Annotated in this window: 18 protein-coding genes; 1 reads left to right on the top strand and 17 read right to left on the bottom strand. The window is 60.4% G+C overall.

What is annotated here, in order from left to right; genetic code table 11:
• From ACOAP0_RS11680 to ACOAP0_RS11650, 7 genes are all read right to left on the bottom strand, one after another.
• Window positions 1-555, bottom strand: a complete 555-nt coding sequence (locus ACOAP0_RS11680; protein ID WP_498376534.1) for a PKD domain-containing protein — start codon at window positions 553-555, stop codon at window positions 1-3.
• A gap of 178 nt (window positions 556-733) precedes the next feature.
• Window positions 734-1,696: a glutathione synthase gene (gshB, locus tag ACOAP0_RS11675; RefSeq protein WP_498376533.1), complete on the bottom strand. Its 963-nt coding sequence runs from the start codon at window positions 1,694-1,696 to the stop codon at window positions 734-736.
• Window positions 1,697-1,754: 58 nt separating this feature from the next.
• The gene (locus ACOAP0_RS11670) at window positions 1,755-2,972 is read right to left on the bottom strand and encodes a benzoate/H(+) symporter BenE family transporter (protein WP_498376532.1); all 1,218 of its coding nucleotides are present in this window, start codon (window positions 2,970-2,972) and stop codon (window positions 1,755-1,757) included.
• 63 nt (window positions 2,973-3,035) lie between these two features.
• The gene (locus ACOAP0_RS11665; RefSeq protein WP_087496025.1) at window positions 3,036-4,904 is read right to left on the bottom strand and encodes a potassium transporter Kup; all 1,869 of its coding nucleotides are present in this window, start codon (window positions 4,902-4,904) and stop codon (window positions 3,036-3,038) included.
• Between the two features lie 171 nt (window positions 4,905-5,075).
• A complete protein-coding gene (gene gshA, locus ACOAP0_RS11660; RefSeq protein ID WP_087496024.1) occupies window positions 5,076-6,362 on the bottom strand; it encodes a glutamate--cysteine ligase in 1,287 nt (428 codons plus the stop codon).
• A 94-nt stretch (window positions 6,363-6,456) separates the two neighbouring features.
• Entirely contained in the window at window positions 6,457-7,494 is a 1,038-nt protein-coding gene (locus ACOAP0_RS11655; protein WP_087496023.1) for a GGDEF domain-containing protein, read from the bottom strand.
• Window positions 7,495-7,650: 156 nt separating this feature from the next.
• On the bottom strand, window positions 7,651-8,931 hold the full coding sequence (locus tag ACOAP0_RS11650; RefSeq protein WP_498376531.1) for a glutamate-5-semialdehyde dehydrogenase: 1,281 nt from the start codon (window positions 8,929-8,931) through the stop codon (window positions 7,651-7,653).
• Window positions 8,932-9,012: 81 nt separating this feature from the next.
• On the opposite strand from ACOAP0_RS11650, the gene ACOAP0_RS11645 reads away from it, so the two are divergent.
• A complete protein-coding gene (locus ACOAP0_RS11645) occupies window positions 9,013-9,534 on the top strand; it encodes a hypothetical protein (protein WP_498376530.1) in 522 nt (173 codons plus the stop codon).
• A 7-nt stretch (window positions 9,535-9,541) separates the two neighbouring features.
• On the opposite strand, the gene ACOAP0_RS11640 is transcribed toward ACOAP0_RS11645, so the two are convergent.
• The 10 genes from ACOAP0_RS11640 to dapB form a co-directional block, all read right to left on the bottom strand.
• Complete coding sequence (locus ACOAP0_RS11640; RefSeq protein ID WP_498376529.1) at window positions 9,542-10,102, bottom strand: hypothetical protein; 561 nt, start codon at window positions 10,100-10,102, stop codon at window positions 9,542-9,544.
• 20 nt (window positions 10,103-10,122) lie between these two features.
• Entirely contained in the window at window positions 10,123-11,220 is a 1,098-nt protein-coding gene (holA, locus tag ACOAP0_RS11635) for a DNA polymerase III subunit delta (protein WP_498376528.1), read from the bottom strand.
• Window positions 11,221-11,259: 39 nt separating this feature from the next.
• A complete protein-coding gene (locus ACOAP0_RS11630; RefSeq protein ID WP_498376527.1) occupies window positions 11,260-12,168 on the bottom strand; it encodes an arginase in 909 nt (302 codons plus the stop codon).
• Window positions 12,165-13,217: an ornithine cyclodeaminase gene (gene ocd, locus ACOAP0_RS11625; protein WP_498376526.1), complete on the bottom strand. Its 1,053-nt coding sequence runs from the start codon at window positions 13,215-13,217 to the stop codon at window positions 12,165-12,167. The genes ACOAP0_RS11630 and ocd overlap by 4 nt, the downstream gene beginning before the upstream one ends.
• Window positions 13,218-13,409: 192 nt before the next feature.
• Entirely contained in the window at window positions 13,410-13,889 is a 480-nt protein-coding gene (locus ACOAP0_RS11620; protein ID WP_087496016.1) for an Lrp/AsnC family transcriptional regulator, read from the bottom strand.
• Window positions 13,890-13,892: 3 nt separating this feature from the next.
• The gene (locus tag ACOAP0_RS11615; RefSeq protein ID WP_498376525.1) at window positions 13,893-14,393 is read right to left on the bottom strand and encodes an LPS-assembly lipoprotein LptE; all 501 of its coding nucleotides are present in this window, start codon (window positions 14,391-14,393) and stop codon (window positions 13,893-13,895) included.
• A 5-nt stretch (window positions 14,394-14,398) separates the two neighbouring features.
• Complete coding sequence (gene leuS, locus ACOAP0_RS11610) at window positions 14,399-17,167, bottom strand: leucine--tRNA ligase (RefSeq protein ID WP_498376524.1); 2,769 nt, start codon at window positions 17,165-17,167, stop codon at window positions 14,399-14,401.
• Window positions 17,168-17,241: 74 nt separating this feature from the next.
• Complete coding sequence (locus tag ACOAP0_RS11605) at window positions 17,242-17,670, bottom strand: ExbD/TolR family protein (RefSeq protein ID WP_498376523.1); 429 nt, start codon at window positions 17,668-17,670, stop codon at window positions 17,242-17,244.
• Window positions 17,671-18,321, bottom strand: a complete 651-nt coding sequence (locus tag ACOAP0_RS11600; protein ID WP_498376522.1) for a MotA/TolQ/ExbB proton channel family protein — start codon at window positions 18,319-18,321, stop codon at window positions 17,671-17,673.
• On the bottom strand, window positions 18,318-19,121 hold the full coding sequence (gene dapB / locus ACOAP0_RS11595; protein ID WP_087497354.1) for a 4-hydroxy-tetrahydrodipicolinate reductase: 804 nt from the start codon (window positions 19,119-19,121) through the stop codon (window positions 18,318-18,320). The genes ACOAP0_RS11600 and dapB overlap by 4 nt, the downstream gene beginning before the upstream one ends.
• Window positions 19,122-19,127: the final 6 nt, after the last annotated feature.

Raw genomic sequence — 19,127 nt, 5'->3', positions numbered from 1 at the left:
TCAGGGCTTGCAGCCGTATTGGCCCTTCTTGGTGTTTTCGAAGTAGCTCAGATCGCCACTGCAGACAGGCTTGGCTGCAGGCAGTGCGGTGCCGGGCTTGGCCGCACAAGTGAATGCACCGGTTTTGGCATTGGGTTTGCCGGACAGCTTCCAGGGCTTCTCACAAACATCGCCCGGTTTGGCGGGGGCTGCGGCTTTAGCCGTACCCGTCACCGAAATATCAACTGCACGCTCCGGGCCGCCGCAATTGGGGTGGTTCTGCACATTCTTCCCGCCCAAAGTCACATGGTAAGAACCGGGCTTGTCAAAGGTGCGGGTGATGACCAATGGTACGGGGGTGTTCATATCACTCACGGCATCCTTGAACGTGCCATCACCGAAGTCCACGACGAATCCGCAGTAATTCGATTTGATGACATCGATGTTGGCCGTGATGGTGACAGGCTCGCCCACCTTGACGTTCGTGCTGGACGCAGTGATGGTGCCCAGTACCTGAGCGTTGGCGACACCGGCCAACAACAGACCAGCCGCAAGAAGGGTTGTTTGATACTTCATAGGAATACATCTCCAGTTGTCATGCCGCAGTGCCAATCGTGGCTGCGGACCATGTAGAAGTGATTCTGCGTGCTGCACCGGTGAATGCAACGGGGCAAGATCAATCCGGAGCACTAAAAAGTCACGAACTGTGAAGAAGTGCCCGATGCCCCGGTTCGCTCCTGCGGGTTCTGCAGGCTCAGGCCGCTGCCTGTGCCGCTTCCAAGGCGTCTAGGAACATGGAAGGGACATCAAAACCGGTCTGGTCCGTGATTTCCTGGAAGCAGGTCGGGCTGGTGACGTTGATCTCAGTGAGGCTGTCGCCGATGATGTCCAGGCCCACCAGCAGCAAGCCGCGTGCAGCGAGAATGGGCCCCAAGGCTTCTGCAATCGCACGGTCACTGTCGGTGATCGGCTGCGCCACACCCTTGCCGCCCGCAGCCAGGTTGCCACGCACCTCGCCACCCTGCGGAATGCGCGCCAGACAGAACGGAACGGGCTTACCGCCAATCACCAGCACCCGCTTGTCGCCTTCACTGATGGCCGGCAAGAACTTTTGCACCATCAAGGTCTGAGCCCCATCCTCGTTGAGTGTCTCGATGATGCCGCCCAAGTTCAGACCATCTTCCTTCACCCGGAAGATGCCCATGCCGCCCATGCCATCCAAGGGCTTCAAGATGATGTCGCGGTGTTCCGCGTGAAAGCGTCGCACATCATCCGCATCCCGGGTCACCAGGGTGGGGCCGATGAACTGGGGAAACTCCAAAATCGCCAATTTTTCAGGATGGTCGCGCAGCGCACGGGGTTTGTTGAAAACCTTGGCCCCTTCGCGCTCTGCCTGCTCCAGCAGGTGAGTTGCGTAAAAAAACTCGCTGTCAAAAGGCGGGTCCTTGCGCATGACCACGCAGTCGAAGTCCTTCAGCGCCTGGGGCCGCTCATCGGGTTTGCTCTGGGCGGAGGTAAACCACACATCCGGGGCACCGGTGAGCGTGATGTCGCGCACATAGGCGGTCACTACACCGCCGCGCTGCCACATGATGTCCTTGGGTTCGCAGGCGCTGATGCGGTGGCCTCGCTTCTGAGCCTCACGCATCATGGAGAAGGTGGTGTCCTTGTAGATCTTGAACGACTCCAGCGGGTCGGCGACGAAAAGAATGTGCATGGTGTCTTTCTGCAAAATGGGGTGTCGGGCAAAGCCCTGCTGTCGCTCGATCAGTCAATCAGTTCTTGGCTTGCGGAGCGCGGGCTACATGTTGCACCAAAAGCGCCAACACCCCTGCCACCACGCCCCAAAAGGCTGAGCCGACGCCGGCTATTACCACTCCGCTGAGCGTGACCAGAAAAGTAATGAGGGCGGCTTCGCGATTGCGCTCGTCCTGCAGGGCGGCGTGCATGGCGCCGCCAATGGTGCCCAGCAGGGCCAAACCGGCAATCGCAGCCACCAGTTCTTTGGGGAAGGCAGTCAATATGCCGGTGATTGCGGCGCCAAAAAGACCAATCACCACATAAATGGCTCCGCATGAAGCTGCTGCCGTATAGCGGCGCGCAGGATTCGCGTGGGCTTCCGGCCCCATGCAGATGGCCGCCGTAATGGCACTCAGATTCAAAGCGAAGGCTCCGAACGGTGCCAGCACCAGCGTCATTAAGCCAGTCAAGGTGATGACTTTGGAGATGGGAATGCCTGCGTCACCACCCTGTGCATGGCGGTCGGCAAAACCGGCAGCCTGGATGGCAGCCACGCCGGGCAAGTTCTGGGAGGCCATGGTCACCACAAACAGCGGCAAGGACATGCTGATAAACGCTGCCAGTGAAAAGGCCGGGGCCACGAACACTGGCATCGTCAAGCCAAAATGAATGGTAGCGCCCGTGAACTGTGCGCGAGCAGCTACATAAATAATAGCAAGCAACAAAGTGAGCGGAACTGCATAGCGGGGCAAAAAACGCTTGCCCAGCAAGTAGGTCGCGAACATCAGAGCCACCAAGGGCAAGGCCGTTTGCGCTGCGGCAAAGCCTTGCAGGCCGAAGCGGGCCAGCACACCGGCGAGCAAGGCGGAGGCCAGCGCCAGGGGGATGCGGTTCATCACCCGTTCAAACCAGCCAGTAGCACCGGCCACCGTGATGAGTACGGCACACAACATGAAAGCACCCACACCATCGGCCATGTTGAAACCGCCTGCGGTGGCGGCGGTGGCCAGTACGGCTGCGCCCGGCGTACTCCAGGCAACCATGACCGGCTTCTTCCACCACAAAGACGGGAGCAAAGAGCACAGCCCCATGCCGATGCCCAACGCCCACATCCAGGAAGCGACCATCTCAGGCGTTGCGCCCAAGGCCAGCGCCGCTTGGAAGACGATCGCCACTGAGCTGGTAAAGCCCACCAGCACTGCCACAAATCCGGCGGTGAAAGCCGAGAGACTCAGGTCTTTGAAAAATCGCATGCCCGCATTGTCAGCGATGCGGGCAGCGCCCCGCGCAGTGGCGGAGCGTGGGGGCACTACTTTCTAAATCTCGATCTTGGAGCCCAGCTCCACTACCGAGTTATTGGGCAGGTTGAGGAAGTCGGCCGCTGCGCTGGCGTTGTGGTGCATCTGCGCAAACAGCTTTTCGCGCCACGGAGCCATACCTTCACCCAGGGTGGGCACCACGGTGTCACGCGACAGGAAGTAGCTGGTCGACATGGCATCCAGTGCGCAACCCCGGCCGCGCATCTGCTCCAGCGCCTTGGGCACATCCGGGTCGTTCTTGAAGCCGTAGTTGATAGTGACCTGCCAGCAGTCGTGACCCAAAGACTCGATCTGCAAACGCTTGTCGAGCCCGATCCAAGGCACCTCATGGTTGCGCACCGTCACAAACAAGTTGTTGGTGTGCAGCACCTTGTTGTGCTTGAGGTTGTGCAGCAGTGCATTGGGCACGCTGCCCTTGTCCGCCGTCAGGAACACCGCCGTTCCCTCGACCCGGGCCGGCGGGCTGACAAACACCGCTTCCAAAAAGCTTTCCAGATCCAGAGAGTCGGCACGCAGCTTTTCATTCAGCAAACGGCGGCCGTCCTTCCAGGTCATCATCAACGTGAAGATCGCGCCACCGATGGCCAATGGGAACCAGCCACCGTCAAACAGCTTGAACATGTTGGATGCCCAGAACGCAAAGTCCACCACGAAAAAGAAGCCAGTGGCGGCAATGCACAGCCACAGGGGGTACTTCCAGCCATATCGAATGACGTAGAACGTCAGGATGGTGGTGATCAGCATGTCGGTGCAGACCGCGATGCCGTAAGCCGCTGCCAGGTTGCTGGAAGACTTGAACATCACCACCGCCAACACAATCGCCACGAACAGCCCCCAGTTCACGAAGGGCAAATAAATCTGGCCGGTGTCTTTGACGCTGGTGTGGGTGACCTGCAAACGCGGCAGATAGCCCAACTGAATGACCTGTTTGGTGACCGAGAAGGCACCGGAAATCAGGGCTTGGGATGCGATGACGGTGGCCATGGTGGCCAGTCCGACCAAAGGCAACAATGCCCAGTCAGGAGCCATCAGATAGAAAGGGTTCTTGACGGCCTCAGGGTGGTCCAACAGAAGCGCACCTTGGCCAAAGTAGTTCAGGGTCAAGGCGGGCATGACCACACTGAACCAGGCAATGCGGATGGGCTTCTTGCCGAAGTGGCCCATGTCGGCATACAGCGCTTCGCCGCCCGTCACACACAACACCACGGCGCCCAGAATGATGAAAGTGGTTCCCGGGTTGTTCCAAATGAAGTCCAGGGCATAAAAGGGACTGATGGCCCACAGAATGCGTGGTTGATCGACGATATGGCTCACACCCAACACGGCGATCGCAACAAACCAAACCACCGTGATCGGCCCGAAAAACTTGCCGATCCCTGCGGTGCCGCGCTTTTGCACCGCAAACAGGCAGAACAAAATGACCAAGGTGAGGGGAATCACGAAGCGCTTGAAGCCCGGAGAAATCACTTCCAGACCTTCGACCGCGGACAACACCGAGATAGCTGGGGTAATGACTCCATCCCCATAAAACAGGCAGGTCCCGAAGATGCCGATGAGGAGCAATCCCCGGCGCAAGCGGGGCTTGTCTTTGACAGATTGCGACGCCAAAGCCAGCATGGCCACCAGTCCGCCCTCACCATGGTTGTCGGCGCGCAGCACCAGCACCACGTATTTGATAGAGACGATGACCGTCAGGGTCCAGAAGAAGATCGAGAGGATGCCGTAAACATTGGCTTCCGTAAAAGGCACATGACCGGAGCCGAAGACCTCTTTCAGTGCGTACAGCACGCTGGTGCCGATGTCGCCGTATACAACGCCGATGGCACCGAGCGTAAGTGCCGTGAGAGACGATTTGGATGCAGACACAAAAACACCCGGCCTGCGATGGACGCCGGGTTCCGTTCCTTGAGGGACCGCTATTTTGCTCCCCGCAAAGATGGCTGCAAGGGGCTAATTCTCTAATCGCAGGGTTTTCGCGCTCTTGTTGCAGCGCAACAACTGGACCCATGCCCTGCCTGTCACAGGGCTTGACGGCACTCAGTCGTAGCGTTCTGCGTCCGGGTCGGTGGCTTCCAGTTCATAACTGGCTGCCAACATGGCCAAGCGGCCGATCACGCCGTACATATAAAACCGGTTAGGGGCACTTGCACCGGGGCGCACACCCGGCTGAGGTAAGTGCGTACTCTCCGCGAAAGCCAATGGCACATAGCTAGAGCCCGGTGCACTGAGGTTCTCATCCACCCCGCGCTCGGCATGCATGCGGTAAAAACCGCCCACCACATACCGGTCCATCAAATACACCACCGGCTCAGCCACCGCGTCGTTAACCCGCTCGTTGGTGAGCACACCTTCCTGAAGAATCAGCTCCAAAGGATCGGGCGCATCTTCCACGCCCGCACCCATTTTGCGCAGCTTGGCTTCCAGGTCCTTGGTGTCCCGCACCGACAAAATGGTGTTTCCGCTGGTGCGGTTGTCCGCTTTGATGACGAGAAAGGGCTTTTCCTTGATGCCGTATTCCTTGTACTTCTTCTTGACCTTGGTCAGCATGCCGTCGATGCGGCTGGCCAATGCAGCCAGCCCCTCAGGGGTTCGCAAGTCCGCCACGCCGTACTTCTCAAACATGGGCGTAATCAGCCAATGGTCTACGCCGATCAGTTTGCCGAAGCGCTTGGCCACTTCCTCATAGCAACGGAAGTGAGTGCTCTTGCGGCGCGTAGTCCAGCTGGCATGCAGGGGCGGCAACAAATACTGTTCGTGCAGGTCTTCCAGAATGCCGGGCACACCGGCACGCAGGTCGTTGTTCAGCAGAATGGTGCAGGGATCGAAATCTTTGAGACCCAAGCGGCCTTTGGTCCGCACCACCGGCTCCAGGGTGATGGACTCCCCGTCGGGCAGCTCGATGGTGGTGCTTTTCTTGATGTCGGGGCTGATGGAGCCTATGCGCACATTCAGACCGGCCATATTGAATATCCGGCGCAACTGCGCCAGATTCATCAAATAAAAGGTGCTACGGCTGTTGTTCTCGGGAACGATCAGCAGGTTGCGGGCTTCGGGGCAGATTTTTTCAATCGCTGCTTGGGCCGCTTGCACGGCCAGTGGCAGCATGGCAGGAGTGAGGTTGTTCCAGCCGCCGGGGAAAAAGTTGGTGTCTACCGGCGCCAGCTTGAAACCGGCATTGCGCACATCCACGGCCGTATAAAACGGGGGGGTGTGTTCCATCCATTCGAGGCGGAACCAGCGCTCAATGGCCGGCATGGAGTCCAGCACCCGCTGCTCCAATTCATTGATGGGGCCTGTCAGGGCAGTGATGAGATGCGGAACCATGCGCTGTGGGCTTTCTTTGTGGGAGGTCGGGCTTCATTCTAGAAGCGCCTTGTTACTTGGGGTTGCCCAAGGTTTTTGCAAGCGCCCGTCAACCCTAAAAAAGCTCTGTGGATCCGTAGCGCATGTCTTTGATCAGTCCCCGTTGTAACAAATCGCTGAACGATTGCACCTGATTGCGCCCCATTTCTTTGGCGCAGTACAAAGCCCGGTCAGCCCGGCCGATGTTTTCCGAAGGGGACAGGGCGGGATCAATGATGGCGTAGCCCACGCTCACCGTCACGCTTTCAACTTGCGGGAAGTAATGTCCCTCCACCTTGCTGCGCACCCGCTCAAACAGGGTGTGCATGGCCTGCGGCGACTCCGCACCGGCCACCACCAGAAACTCTTCGCCGCCATACCGGTAGACCGGATCGCTTTTGCGAAAGCAGCTGGAAATCAGTCGGGACACCAATAGCAGAATCTCATCCCCAAGGATGTGTCCGTACTGGTCGTTGACCTTTTTGAAGTGATCAATATCAATCACCGCCAAGGCATACATCTGCACCACGCTGTTGCGCCGGGCATCCGATTGCGTGGACTCCCGGCCCAGCACCGACCACATCCGGTCGATGTTCAGGTCCATGGCATGGCGGTTGTAGAGGCCGGTCAGCCGGTCCCGCTGGCTTTCGTCCAAAAGGGCGTGGTAGTTGGAATAAACCCGCAATATGCCGTTGATCAGCTCCTGGTCATGCTCACCCATAGGCTGACTCAGGCGCATGCTGATCAAGCCACTCAGGCCGTGTGAGCCAATGAGGGGGAACATCTGCAGACCGCCGGTCTCCGTTTTTCGGGCAGCAGGCTTGAGGCTGAGTACTACCGTCTGTGCCAAGCTGCGCACGTCGGCAGGGACCTCTATGTTGGCGTAAACGGTATCCACCTGCTCGGTGTCCCGCCCCATACTGCCCGCGAGGACTTCAATCTGCCGGTAGTAGTGAAGCGCTTTGGTGACCTCATGGTTCGCATCCAGCGTCCACAAGGACAGATCCTCGACATGAACGGTGGAGCCTATGGCCCTCAGCAAGCTGTGTTCGATAGCGACGAAGTCACGGGTAGCGGTAATTTTCTCCAGTTTGGAGAGAAGCGAGATGCTCACGTTTTTAACTTTCCGGTTCCAACAGCGCTCGTCAGGCGCATGTTTTATTAAAGCGTCTTGCTCGTCGCCTAAGTTACACCCGGAAAATCGTTAAAACAAGGAAAAAATCCACGTTTAGGGTTTGTCAGTAGAGGAAGTAGAAGGCTAGCTCCCACTTCACTTCCGCACTTCACCCTCACCCAGAACCACGTACTTCAGAGAGGTGAGCCCCTCAATACCCACCGGACCACGTGCATGAAATTTGTCGGTGCTGATGCCGATCTCCGCGCCCAGCCCGTATTCAAAGCCATCAGCAAAACGGGTGCTGGCATTCACCATGACGCTGGCGGAATCCACCTCGCGCAAGAAGCGCTGGGCGTGTACGTGGTTGGTAGTGAGGATGGCGTCGGTATGGTGGCTGCCGTAGCGGTTGATGTGGGCAATGGCCTCATCCACACCAGCCACCACTTTCACGCTAACGATGGGGGCGAGGTACTCCTCGTACCAGTCCTGCTCGGTTGCATCATTCACCTTGGCGCCCGCCACAGTTGCGAGGATGGTGCGTCCTTCCGCGTCGCAGCGCATCTCCACGCCCTTGTCCGCGTAGACCTTGCCGATCAAGGGCAGGAACTCAGCGGCCACACCTCGTGCCACCAGCAGACCCTCAGTCGCATTGCAGGGGCTGTATTTGTTGGTCTTGGCGTTGTCCGCCACCTTGACGGCCATGGCGATATCGCAAGGGTCGTCCACATAGGTGTGGCAGTTGCCGTCCAGGTGCTTGATGACTGGCACCTTGGCATCGCGGCTGATGCGTTCGATCAGGCCTTTGCCACCGCGGGGGATGATCACATCCACAAACTGCGGCATGGCAATCAACTGCCCCACCACCTCGCGGTCAGTGGTTTGCACGAGCTGCACGGCGTCAGAGGGCAAACCGCTCTCTAGCAGCGCCTGCTGCACCAGCTTGGCCAGCGCCTTGTTGGAGTCAATGGCTTCCGAACCACCTCGCAAGATGCAGGCATTGCCACTTTTGATGGACAGGCTGGCAGCCTCAATGGTCACATTCGGGCGGCTCTCGAAAATCATGCCGTACACGCCGATCGGCACGCGCATCTGGCCCACGCGAATGCCGCTGGGCTGCTGCTTCATGCCGATGATTTCGCCGATCACATCCGCCATGGCGGCGAGTTGCTCGCAGCCTTCTGCGCAGGTTTCCAGCACTTTGGGCGTGAGCTTGAGGCGATCCACCATCGGGGCAGACAGGCCATTGGCCACGGCCCGCTCAATATCCTTGGCGTTGTCCACCTGCAGGGCTTGGGTGTTCTCGCGCAGCAGCTCGGCCAAGCGTCGAAGCGCTCTGTTTTTCATAGCTGCCGGCGCACGTGCCATCAGCGCGGATGCCACTTTTGCTTGAGAACCGAGGGCCAGGGTGTATTCGGTGGTGTTGGTCGCGTTCATGCCGTGATTTTCGCAGATGTCCGGGCGCGGGGCATTTCCAATCGCTTTCTCTAGAATTCATCAACGCTCCATGCCAACACGATGAAATCAGCGGCCCTCTGCATAGCCCTCGCGATAGGTAGCCTTGTCGTGGGTGGGTACCTGGCCGGGCTTCTTGGCATTGTGCTTGCCGCTCCCCTGTCGGGCGCGCTCCTCTCGCGTGTGTTGATCGACGGGTTTACCGGGGGCTACAGGGCCATGCGGGCGCATGCCTATGCGAGTGTTCAAGGGCGGCACTACGCGTACAAAAGCATCCCGATCTCCATCGAAGAGGACGAAGAAGGACACCGGTGGCTCAAGGTCAAAGACATTCGCCGAGTATTGCCACACCTGCCCAAAGACGCCACCTTGGGACGCATTGAGCCGGAACGCACCAGTTCAGGCTCCGATGGAAAGAGCATGCATATTCGTGCAGATGCCTTGCTCCAATGGCTATCCAAGGCTCAGTCGAGTGAATCCATCCGGTTCAAACTGTGGATTGAGCGAACCGTCCACTTTCCTTCATCGGCCGCCATCAGCGATAGAACGCACGCGGCGCCGTCATTGAACGATGACGCTGGTTGAAAGCAACTCAACTGCCACCCAAGGTGCCAGACCATCGCTCCAGATCCTGCACCACACCGCCTAAGGCCAGAGCATCGGTCACCACTGAGGACCACACGGGGGAGGCCACACGCACTCCGGATTGAAACAGCGCTTCTTGCATGCGCTGCTGAATTTGTTGCTGCCACTTGGAGTCTTCCGGCATTCCCCCGAGGGAGGCCAACACCCGCTGCTTGGCGTCCACCATGCCCTGCACGCGCATCAGCCGTAGCAAGCGTTGCTGCATGTCGGGCTGGGAAGACAAGCGGTCTGCCTGGCGATGGATGGCCTCGTTGAGGAGCATCTCCGTCACTTGCGCTTTGTCCTGACAAGTGCGTGTCCAGACGATCTCGCCCTCGAAGTGCTGCAGGCTGCGTTTGAAGGCGACCGGGCCGGCCTGCAGCGCATGGGTATGGAAAAAACAGAATCCACGCTCATTCCACTGCTGGGCCTCCAAGCGGTGCCAATCGGCATCAAGCCGGTAGTGCAGGCGAATGGAGATCTGGTTATGGCGCTGCACGTGCCGCTGGGCAGGGGTGGCATCAGTCACATGCGTCTCCGATCGGTCCCTTAGCGGCGTGGACCGCCTGCGGGTGCCGCCTTGGTTTGCCCGGCGCATAGTGCACACACCTGCAAGGCAAGCCGGTGCAGCGCCTGCCAGCCTGAGCTGGGCCAGTCCGGCTGCTTCAGGCCTTTGACAATGCCGTCCACCACATGGGCGGACTGCAACAGCTCCGCCAAGGTGCGCTCGGACAACTTGGGCAACACCCGTTCAAACAGTCGCTCTTTGGCGCCCCAGATACGGTTTTCGCGCAACGCCATCGGCAGAGGGCGGCCTTGGCCCATGGCGTCTTTGACACGCTTGAGGGCGCGGATGTCTTCGGCCAGGGTGTAGTGCACCAGCACTTCGGCTTCTCCCTCGGCCTGCAAACCATCGAGCATGCGTTGCACGCGCCCGGCCTGGCCGGCGAGCACCGCTTCTGACAACTTGAACACGTCGTAACGCGCCACATTGAGCACGGCACTTTCCACCTGCTCCAGGCTCAGCACGCCGTCATGGGCATCGGCGGGGAACAGCAAACCCAACTTCTGGATTTCCTGGTGCGCGGCCAACAGGTTGCCTTCCACCCGATCCGCAAAAAACTGCAAAGTGCGCTGCCCCTCTTCTCCGGCCGCCACCCGTTGGCCCTGCGCACCCAGACGCTGTGCAATCCATTGCGGCAAGGCGTTGCGCTCCACCGGGTCCACCTGGATGGTGATGCCATAGCTCTCCAGCGCAGAAAACCAGGCGCCGGATTTTGTCATCTTGTCCAGCCGGGGCAGGAGCACGATGGTCAAGGTGGAATCATTGCCCTGCGAACCCTCGGCCAGCTGCTGCAAAGCGACGCTGCCATCCTTGCCGGGTTTGCCACTGGGAATGCGGATTTCGACAATCTGTTTATCTGCAAACAAACTCAGGGAGCCACCCGCGGCCAGCACCTCGCTCCAGTCAAAGTGGGCCCCAGCGACCGTGTGCGAGGTCCGCTCGGTATAGCCCAACGTGCGGGCGTGGGCACGAATGGCGTCCAGCGCTTCCTGCTGCAGCAAAGGCTCATCGCCATGCACCGTGTACAGGCTCTTAAACCCGCGCTGCAGGTGGTTGCTGAGTTGATTCGCCGCGAGTTGCATAGGGGCACGAGTTTAAGGCCCCCACGCTTCACCGGCGGTTCAAGCTGCCAGTTCCATAGTCGCCCGCTCGGGCGCCAAGACGGCGCACACCAGATCGGTAGCAGCCTGGGCGGTGCGGCCACCAAAGTCGCGCAAAGGGTTGTACTCCGTGAGTTCCATGGCCACAAAGCCGGCTTGCTGCTGGCAACCCACGAGCACAGCCAAAGCATCCGCCAAGCGAATGCCCTGCTCCACCGGTGTGCCGGTGCCCGGGGCGTCCCGCGGGTCTAGGCCATCGAGATCAAAACTGATGCCCCAGCCCGCGGTGCCGCTTTGCGCAATGGCCTGCGCCTCGGCAAAGCAAGCGGCGAATCCGCGCTCCAGTACTTCCGGCATGTACATCACCCGCACGCCCAAGCGCGCCAGCAGTGCCTGCTCGGCGGGCTCATAACTGCGGGCACCAATGATGGCCACATGCTCCGGACGCAGTTTTCCACTCCAACCGAAAAGCCCGGTCATGCCCGGCGCACCATGACCCAACAGTGCTGCCAAGGGCATGCCATGCGGGGCCTGGGTGTCTGAGGTATCCGGCGTGTGAGCATCCAAGTGGGCATCGATCCAGATCAGCCCCAAAGCGCCTTGCGGGCGCAAATGGTCTGCCACCGCACTCCAGGTGCCGACGGCGCATGAGTGGTCGCCACCCACGACCAGCGGCTGTTGGCCCTGTCGCAGAACTTGCTGCACGGCCATGGACAGGTGGTCCGAAAATACCTCAATCGCATGCAACCGGCTGGTGGCCCGCATAGGCTGCGCGCTAATGGTGTCGCCCCAGGTCACCGTACGCCCGGTGGCCGCAAGCGCCCTCGCCATGCCGTGCTCTTTGAGCGCAGCAGCGCCCCATTTGCAACCGCCATCACTGGCCCCTTCACCGACGGCCGCGCCGATGATGTGCAGGACTTGATCGTTCATGCTGCTTTGCGCAAAACAGGACGGGCCGCCGTGGCGCAGGCAAACAGGTCCTTGGGGTCCGCCATCTCCGGCACTAGCTGCACCGTGCTGCCCACGCCCAGCTTCTGGGACAAGGCATGCACATAGCGCAGGGCCGACAGGTCTTCCAGCGCAAAACCCACCGAATCAAACAAGGTCACTTGCGCGGCGTTGTCGCGCCCTACCGCTGTGCCGGCCAGCACCATCCAGAGTGGATGGGTCTCAAACTCAGCAGGCATCTGCTGCAGCTCGCCTTCCACACGGGTCTGGGGTTCAAACTCTACAAACACTTTGGCGCGGTTCAGGATGGCTGCTTCCAATTCGGTCTTGCCGGGGCAATCTCCTCCGACGGCGTTGAGGTGCATGCCCGGTTCGATCATGTCGGCGCTCAGGATGGTGGCATTGGTCTTGTCCGCCGTGACGGTGGTGACGATGTCGGCGCCGCGCACGGCCTCCCGGGTGGAAGCGCAACGCACGATGTGCAGCTTGCCCGCATCGATGTAAGGGCGCAGGTTGGCGACCAGCTTGTCGGTGGCTTTGGCATCCACATCAAACACGCGCAACGTCGTAATGCCCAGCTGCGTCATAAAGGCAATAGCCTGGAATTCGCTTTGAGAGCCATTGCCGATCAGAGCCATGGTTTGGCTGTCCGGACGGGCCAAGACCTTGGCCGCCATGGCGGAAGTAGCGGCGGTGCGCAGCGCGGTGGCGATGGTGAGCTCGCTCAGCAGTTCGGGGTAACCGGTAGCCACATCTGCCAGCACGCCAAAGGCCATCACGGTAGACAGTCCTTGCAAAGGGTTCTTGGGGTGGCCGTTCACGTACTTGAACGCGTAGAGCGCGTTGTCAGAGACCGGCATCAGCTCAATCACGCCGTTTGTGCTGTGGTTGGCGGTGCGGGGGGATTTGTCAAAATCGTCCCAGCGCAAAAAGTCTTCACGGATGGTCTGGGCCATCTCCGACATCATGGGAGCCAGTCCGTGCAGGTGCACCAGGGCTTGCATGTCGTGAACGTCGATATAGCGGGTCATGGGGTTCTCCTCGAGGCCGAGCGCCACAGGATGCGGAATCCGCATCTACTGCACAGCCGGCTGGTGCTTCTAGTCTAGGAGAGGCACAGAGGCATGAAACGACGAACTCCACACAGCAAAGCGCGCAAAGCGCTGCACACCCGCAGAATTACTTCCGAATCGGAAGCAACCCGTTTACCTACGTGCAAACGGTTATCGGGTGGTACGGACCATCAATGGAAAACCGGCGAACTCTTTGACGGTTTGCAACTCGGTGCTGGTAACCACCTTGTCGATTCCCAGCCCCACGTCGTCAATCCAGGTGTTGGTCAGGTCCCGGTAGTGCGCCAGATCGCGGCAGGCCAGGCGCACCAGGTAGTCGTAGCGACCACTCACCAAGTAACAGGCAATGACTTCCGGACAGGCCACCATGGCCTGTTCGAAGCGCTGTACCGTGGCCTGACGCTGGTCCTTGAGCGCGATCTCTGCAAACACCGACACATGCTCGCCGATGGACTGGCGCGCCAACAAGGCACGGTAGCCTTCGATATGCCCATCGTCCTCCAGCTTGTGAATGCGGTTCAGGGTGGCTCGGGCCGAGAGGTTGACCACTTCCGACAATGCCTGCGCGCTCATGCGCCCGTCGCGCTGCAGCAGCTCCAGCAAGGTCTGGTCCACCCGATCCAAGGCCATGGCTCAGGGCTCCAGCGTCTTGACCGCCGCAATCCGGCGCAGCAACTGCTGCACGATGTCGGACTGCATGTCGCGGTAGAGCAGCGCCTCTTCCGCCTCTTTGGCCAGCACGGCAGACTCGTTGAAGCTGATATCCCGCTCCTGCAGGATGTCTGTGGGCTCGATCAGGTCGCGCCCCTTGGAGCTCCGCATGCGAAAGCGCACCTTGATGCGCAGCTGGTACTCCCGCACCTGGCCCGAGGCGTTCAGCGCCACCATCACCTTTTCACGGGTCTCGCCCAGGATGTCAACAATCACATCCGGCAAAGCGCCTCCCGCCGCAGGCGCCACCGGGCGCACCATGCTGCCCAGGTAGCGGCTCAGCTCGGACGCGACCGCGGCCCCCTTTTCGGGAGTCACCGCAATCGTTTCAAACGCAAAGTTCTGCTTGCCGCGCAGCTTGAAGCCGCAGCCCCCCAGCAAGGCGGCAGCAGGCAGGGCTACAAGATGGCGGCGGGTCAGCATGGTGATCAGACGACGATGTTGACCAAGCGGCCCGGCACCACGATGACCTTCTTGGCAGGCGCGCCTGCGGCATGGCTCACAAACACCTCACTGGCCAGCGCAGCGGCTTCGATGGCGGCCTTGTCAGCGCCTGCGGGCACGCGCACGGCACCGCGCAGCTTGCCGTTGATTTGCAGCACCAGTTCGATCTCGTCTTGCACCAGGGCCGCCGCGTCCACCTGGGGCCAAGGCGCATCCAGCAGATCGCCGAGGGCGGAGGCATAGCCCAGCTCGGACCACAAGGCGTGCGAGAGGTGTGGCGTAGCGGGGTACAGGCAACGCAGCAGGATGCCGAAACCTTCGATCAGAGCCACTTGTGCACCGGCGCTGTCCATAGCCTTGAAGCCTTCCAGCGCGTTGATCATCTTCATCGCACCCGACACCACCGTGTTGTATTGCATGCGCTGGTAATCAAAGTCCACCTGCTTGAGCACGGTGTGCATTTCCAGCCGGAGCGCCTTGGCTTCCTTGCCGAATTCCACATCATTCAGGCTCTTGGCGCCCGCCACGCTTGCGCGAGCAGCTACAGAATCCATAGCAGACAGCTTGTAGCCGAAGTTCCAGACGCGGCGCAGGAAGCGGTAGCTACCCTCCACCGCCGAGTCGTTCCACTCCAGCGTAGCCTCGGGCGGCGAGGTGAACATGGTGTAGATACGGGCGGTGTCGGCGCCGTACTTGGCGATCAGCTCCTGCGGGTCCACACCGTTGTTCTTGGACTTGGACATGGTGCCCACGCCCTCGTAGTCGATGGCAGTGCCCACCGGCAGCATGCCATCGGCACTCTCGACTTCGACGATGAGCTTGGCACCCACTACCTTGCCCGCGGCGTCGTGCACGTGCTCCACATCCTTGGGCCAGAAGTATTCCTTGCCGCCCTTGGCAGTGCGGCGGCTGTAGATGTGGTTGAGCACCATGCCTTGGGTCAGCAGCTTGGTGAAAGGCTCGTCCACCTTGACCAGTCCCAGGTCGCGCATGACCTTGGTCCAGAAACGGGCGTACAGCAAGTGCAGGATGGCGTGTTCGATACCTCCGATGTATTGATCCATGCCGCTGCCGCCGGTAGCGGCATTTTGGTCCCGCATCCAGTAGTCCGTGCCGGCGGCCACCATGGCGTCCGGGTTCTTCGGATCGCAATAGCGCATGAAGTACCAAGACGAGTCCACAAAGGTGTCCATCGTGTCGGTCTCGCGGCGGGCGGGCTTGCCGCAGACCGGGCAGACCACGCCAGCATGGAAACCTTCGTGCTTGTGCAGCGGGTTGCCAGAGCCATCGGGCACGCAGTCCTGCGGCAGCACCACAGGCAGGTCTTTCTCGGGCACCGGCACAGCGCCATGTTCATCACAATGGATGATGGGGATGGGCGTACCCCAGTAGCGCTGGCGGCTCACGCCCCAGTCGCGCAGGCGCCAGGTGGTTTTCTTCTCTCCCAAGCCTTGGGCAGCCAGGTCTGCAGCCACGGTATCGACCGCTGCCTTGTAGGCCAGGCCGTCGTATTTGCCGGAGTTCACCGTCACGGCGCGCTGCTTGTCGCCATACCAATCAGCCCAAGACTCCAGCGAGAAAGTTTCGCCCTCGGCGGAGACGACCGGCTTAATCTCGATGCCGTACTTCTTGGCAAACGCAAAGTCACGCTCGTCGTGCGCAGGTACGCCCATCACGGCGCCGTCGCCATAGCCCATCAACACATAGTTGCCGACCCACAAAGGCACGGCCGCTCCGGTCAGCGGATGGGTCACAAACAAGCCGGTGTTCAGACCCTTCTTCTCTTGCGTGGCCAGCTCGGCTTCGGTGGTGCCACCGGTCTTGCACTCTTCAATGAAGGCCGCCAGAGCGGGGTTGGTGGATGCAGCGTGCGCGGCCAGCGGATGTTCAGGCGCCACAGCGCAGAAGGTCACGCCCATCACGGTATCGGCACGGGTGGTGAACACGTACATGCGGCCGTCACCAATCAGCACACCCGTCGAATCCTTGATGTCGTGGGTGAACGCAAAGCGCACACCTTCGGATTTACCGATCCAGTTTTCCTGCATCAGGCGTACGCGATCGGGCCATCCGGTGAGCGTGGCATTGTCGTTGCCCATCTGCACGTGGTCCAGCAGCTCTTGCGCGTAGTCAGTGATCTTCAGGTAGTAGCCGGGGATCTCGCGCTTCTCGACCACCGCACCGGTGCGCCAGCCCTTGCCGTCAATCACCTGCTCGTTGGCCAGCACGGTCTGGTCCACCGGGTCCCAGTTCACGACCTGCGTCTTGCGGTAGGCAATGCCTTTTTCCAGCATCTTCAGGAACAACCACTGGTTCCACTTGTAATAGCTCGGGTCACAGGTGGCGACTTCACGGCTCCAGTCGATGGCCAGGCCCATGGCCTGCATCTGGCCCTTCATGTAGGCGATGTTCTCGTAGGTCCACTTGGCAGGGGGCACCTTGTTCTTGAGTGCTGCGTTTTCGGCAGGCAGGCCGAAGGCATCCCAGCCCATAGGCATGAGGACGTTGTGGCCGTTCATGCGCAGGTAGCGCGCCAGCATGTCGTTGATGGTGTAGTTGCGCACATGGCCCATGTGCAACTTGCCGCTGGGGTACGGCAGCATGGAGCAGGCGTAGAACTTCTTCTTGGGCTTGCCGTCCACGCCCACGGCGTTTTCGGTGACACGGTAGGCGGTATCGCCATTCCACAAAGGCTGTGCCCAATGGGCTTGCGCGGCTTGTTCTACGTCGAGGTGCTGATACTTGTCTTGCATGGGGAATGGGCAGCGGTCACGCTGCCGTGAAGAGAGGCTTGGTGCGATTTTAGGCGCTGCACTGCGCGCGGGGTTCAGGGAGAGGCGGACGCCTCGGGTTCGGCCACAAATCCAATCTGGCTCAAGCCCGCTTTTTGGGCCAAACCCATGACCTCCACCACGCGGCCATAAGGCACGGTGGAGTCAGCGCGCAGACGGACTTCGGTATTCTGGTTGCGCTTGGCAGCGTCGGCCAAAGCATTGGCCAAAGCGGGCTTGTCCATGGGCGCATCGTTCACATAGGTCTGCCCTGCAGGATCAATGGTGACCGCTATAAATTTGGGAGCATCCGTCGCTTGCGTGCCCTGCGCCTGAGGCAAATCCACCTTCACAGCGCTCACCATCAGGGGAGCAGTGATGATGAAGATCACCAGCAACACCAGCATCACGTCAATCAGCGGCGTCATGTTGATGTCGCTCATCGGCTGCGCGCCGGACGGGCGTTCCAAGCGGCCGAATGCCATTCAGTCCGCCTTGGGGCTGCTCAGCAGCAGTTCGCGCAGGTCCAGGGCAAAGCCCTCGAGATCAGCCTCCAGACGGGCGACCAGACGGCCGAACACGTTGTAGGCCAACACAGCGGGAATCGCCACGGCCAAGCCAGCCGCTGTCATGATCAGCGCCTCACCCACCGGACCGGAGATTTTGTCGATGCTGACCTGCCCGCCACCGGTAATACTGATCAGCGCATGGTAGATGCCCCACACCGTTCCCAACAGTCCCACGAAGGGGGCAGTCGATCCCACCGTAGCCAGCAATACCTGACCGGACTGCAGACGTTGCAACACGCCGTGCAAACCGTCACGCAGGACGCGGGTGAGTTGTTGGCCCCTGTCACCGGCAGCTGCCAGAGTCCCAGTACCCTGGGTCTGCGTGGCTTGGACCAGGGGCAAGACCAGGCCCTCCCGGTCAAATGCGGGCAGCGCCGCCAATGCGGCAGTCACATCCGCCGCCTGCCAAAAGGCCGCTGTGCTGCGGGACACGTCGGTCAGCGCACGCTGCAGCAGCCAGCTTTTCCAGAAGATCACAAACCAGGCGGCGATCGACATGCACAGCAATGTCAGCGCCACGGCGGTGTGGACCGCATCTCCACGGAAGAGCAACTGCAGGAGGTTCATTTCAGATTCAGGACGTCAAACATGTCATACAGCCCCGGCGCACGACCGGCCAGGAAACGCACAGCGCGCAAGCTGCCCTGGGCATACGTGGCGCGACTCGACGACTTGTGGCTGATCTCAATCCGCTCGCCGGTGCCTGCAAATAAGACGGTGTGGTCACCCACGATATCGCCTCCGCGAATGGTGGCGAAGCCGATGCTGGAAGGGTCGCGTTCGCCGGTCACGCCGTAGCGCTCGTAGACAGCACATTCCTTCAAGTCGCGGCCCAAGGCGTCGGCAATCACTTCACCCATCTTGAGTGCGGTGCCGGAAGGCGCATCCACTTTGTGACGGTGGTGGGCTTCCACGATTTCAATGTCATAGCCGGTGGCAAGCGCCTTGGCCGCCATCTCCAGCAGCTTCAAGGTCACGTTCACCCCGACGCTCATGTTGGGCGCCATCATGATGGGGATGGACTTGGCAATCTCGGCGATTTCGGCTTTTTGCTCGTCGGTAAATCCGGTGGTTCCGATCACGGCCGCAACACCCAATTCGCGGCACACCTGCAAGTGGGCCAGCGTGCCTTCCGGGCGGGTGAAGTCAATGAGCGCTTGGCTGTTCTTCAGACCTTCGCGCACATCTGCAGTGATCAACACACCAGTAGCTTGTCCAGAGAAGGCGCCTGCGTCCAGACCCAGGGAAGGACTGCCGGCAATATCCAGCGCGCCGGCCAGCGAGCAATCGTCCGCAGCACGGACAGCATCAATCAGCATCTGGCCCATGCGGCCTGAAGCGCCAGCAATGGCAATGGTGTGGGTCATGGTCAA

Source organism: Curvibacter sp. Hmag1.1, from assembly GCF_059769165.1.
Note: the sequence above shows the minus strand (reverse complement) of the source record. Positions and strands in the feature narration are given on the sequence as shown.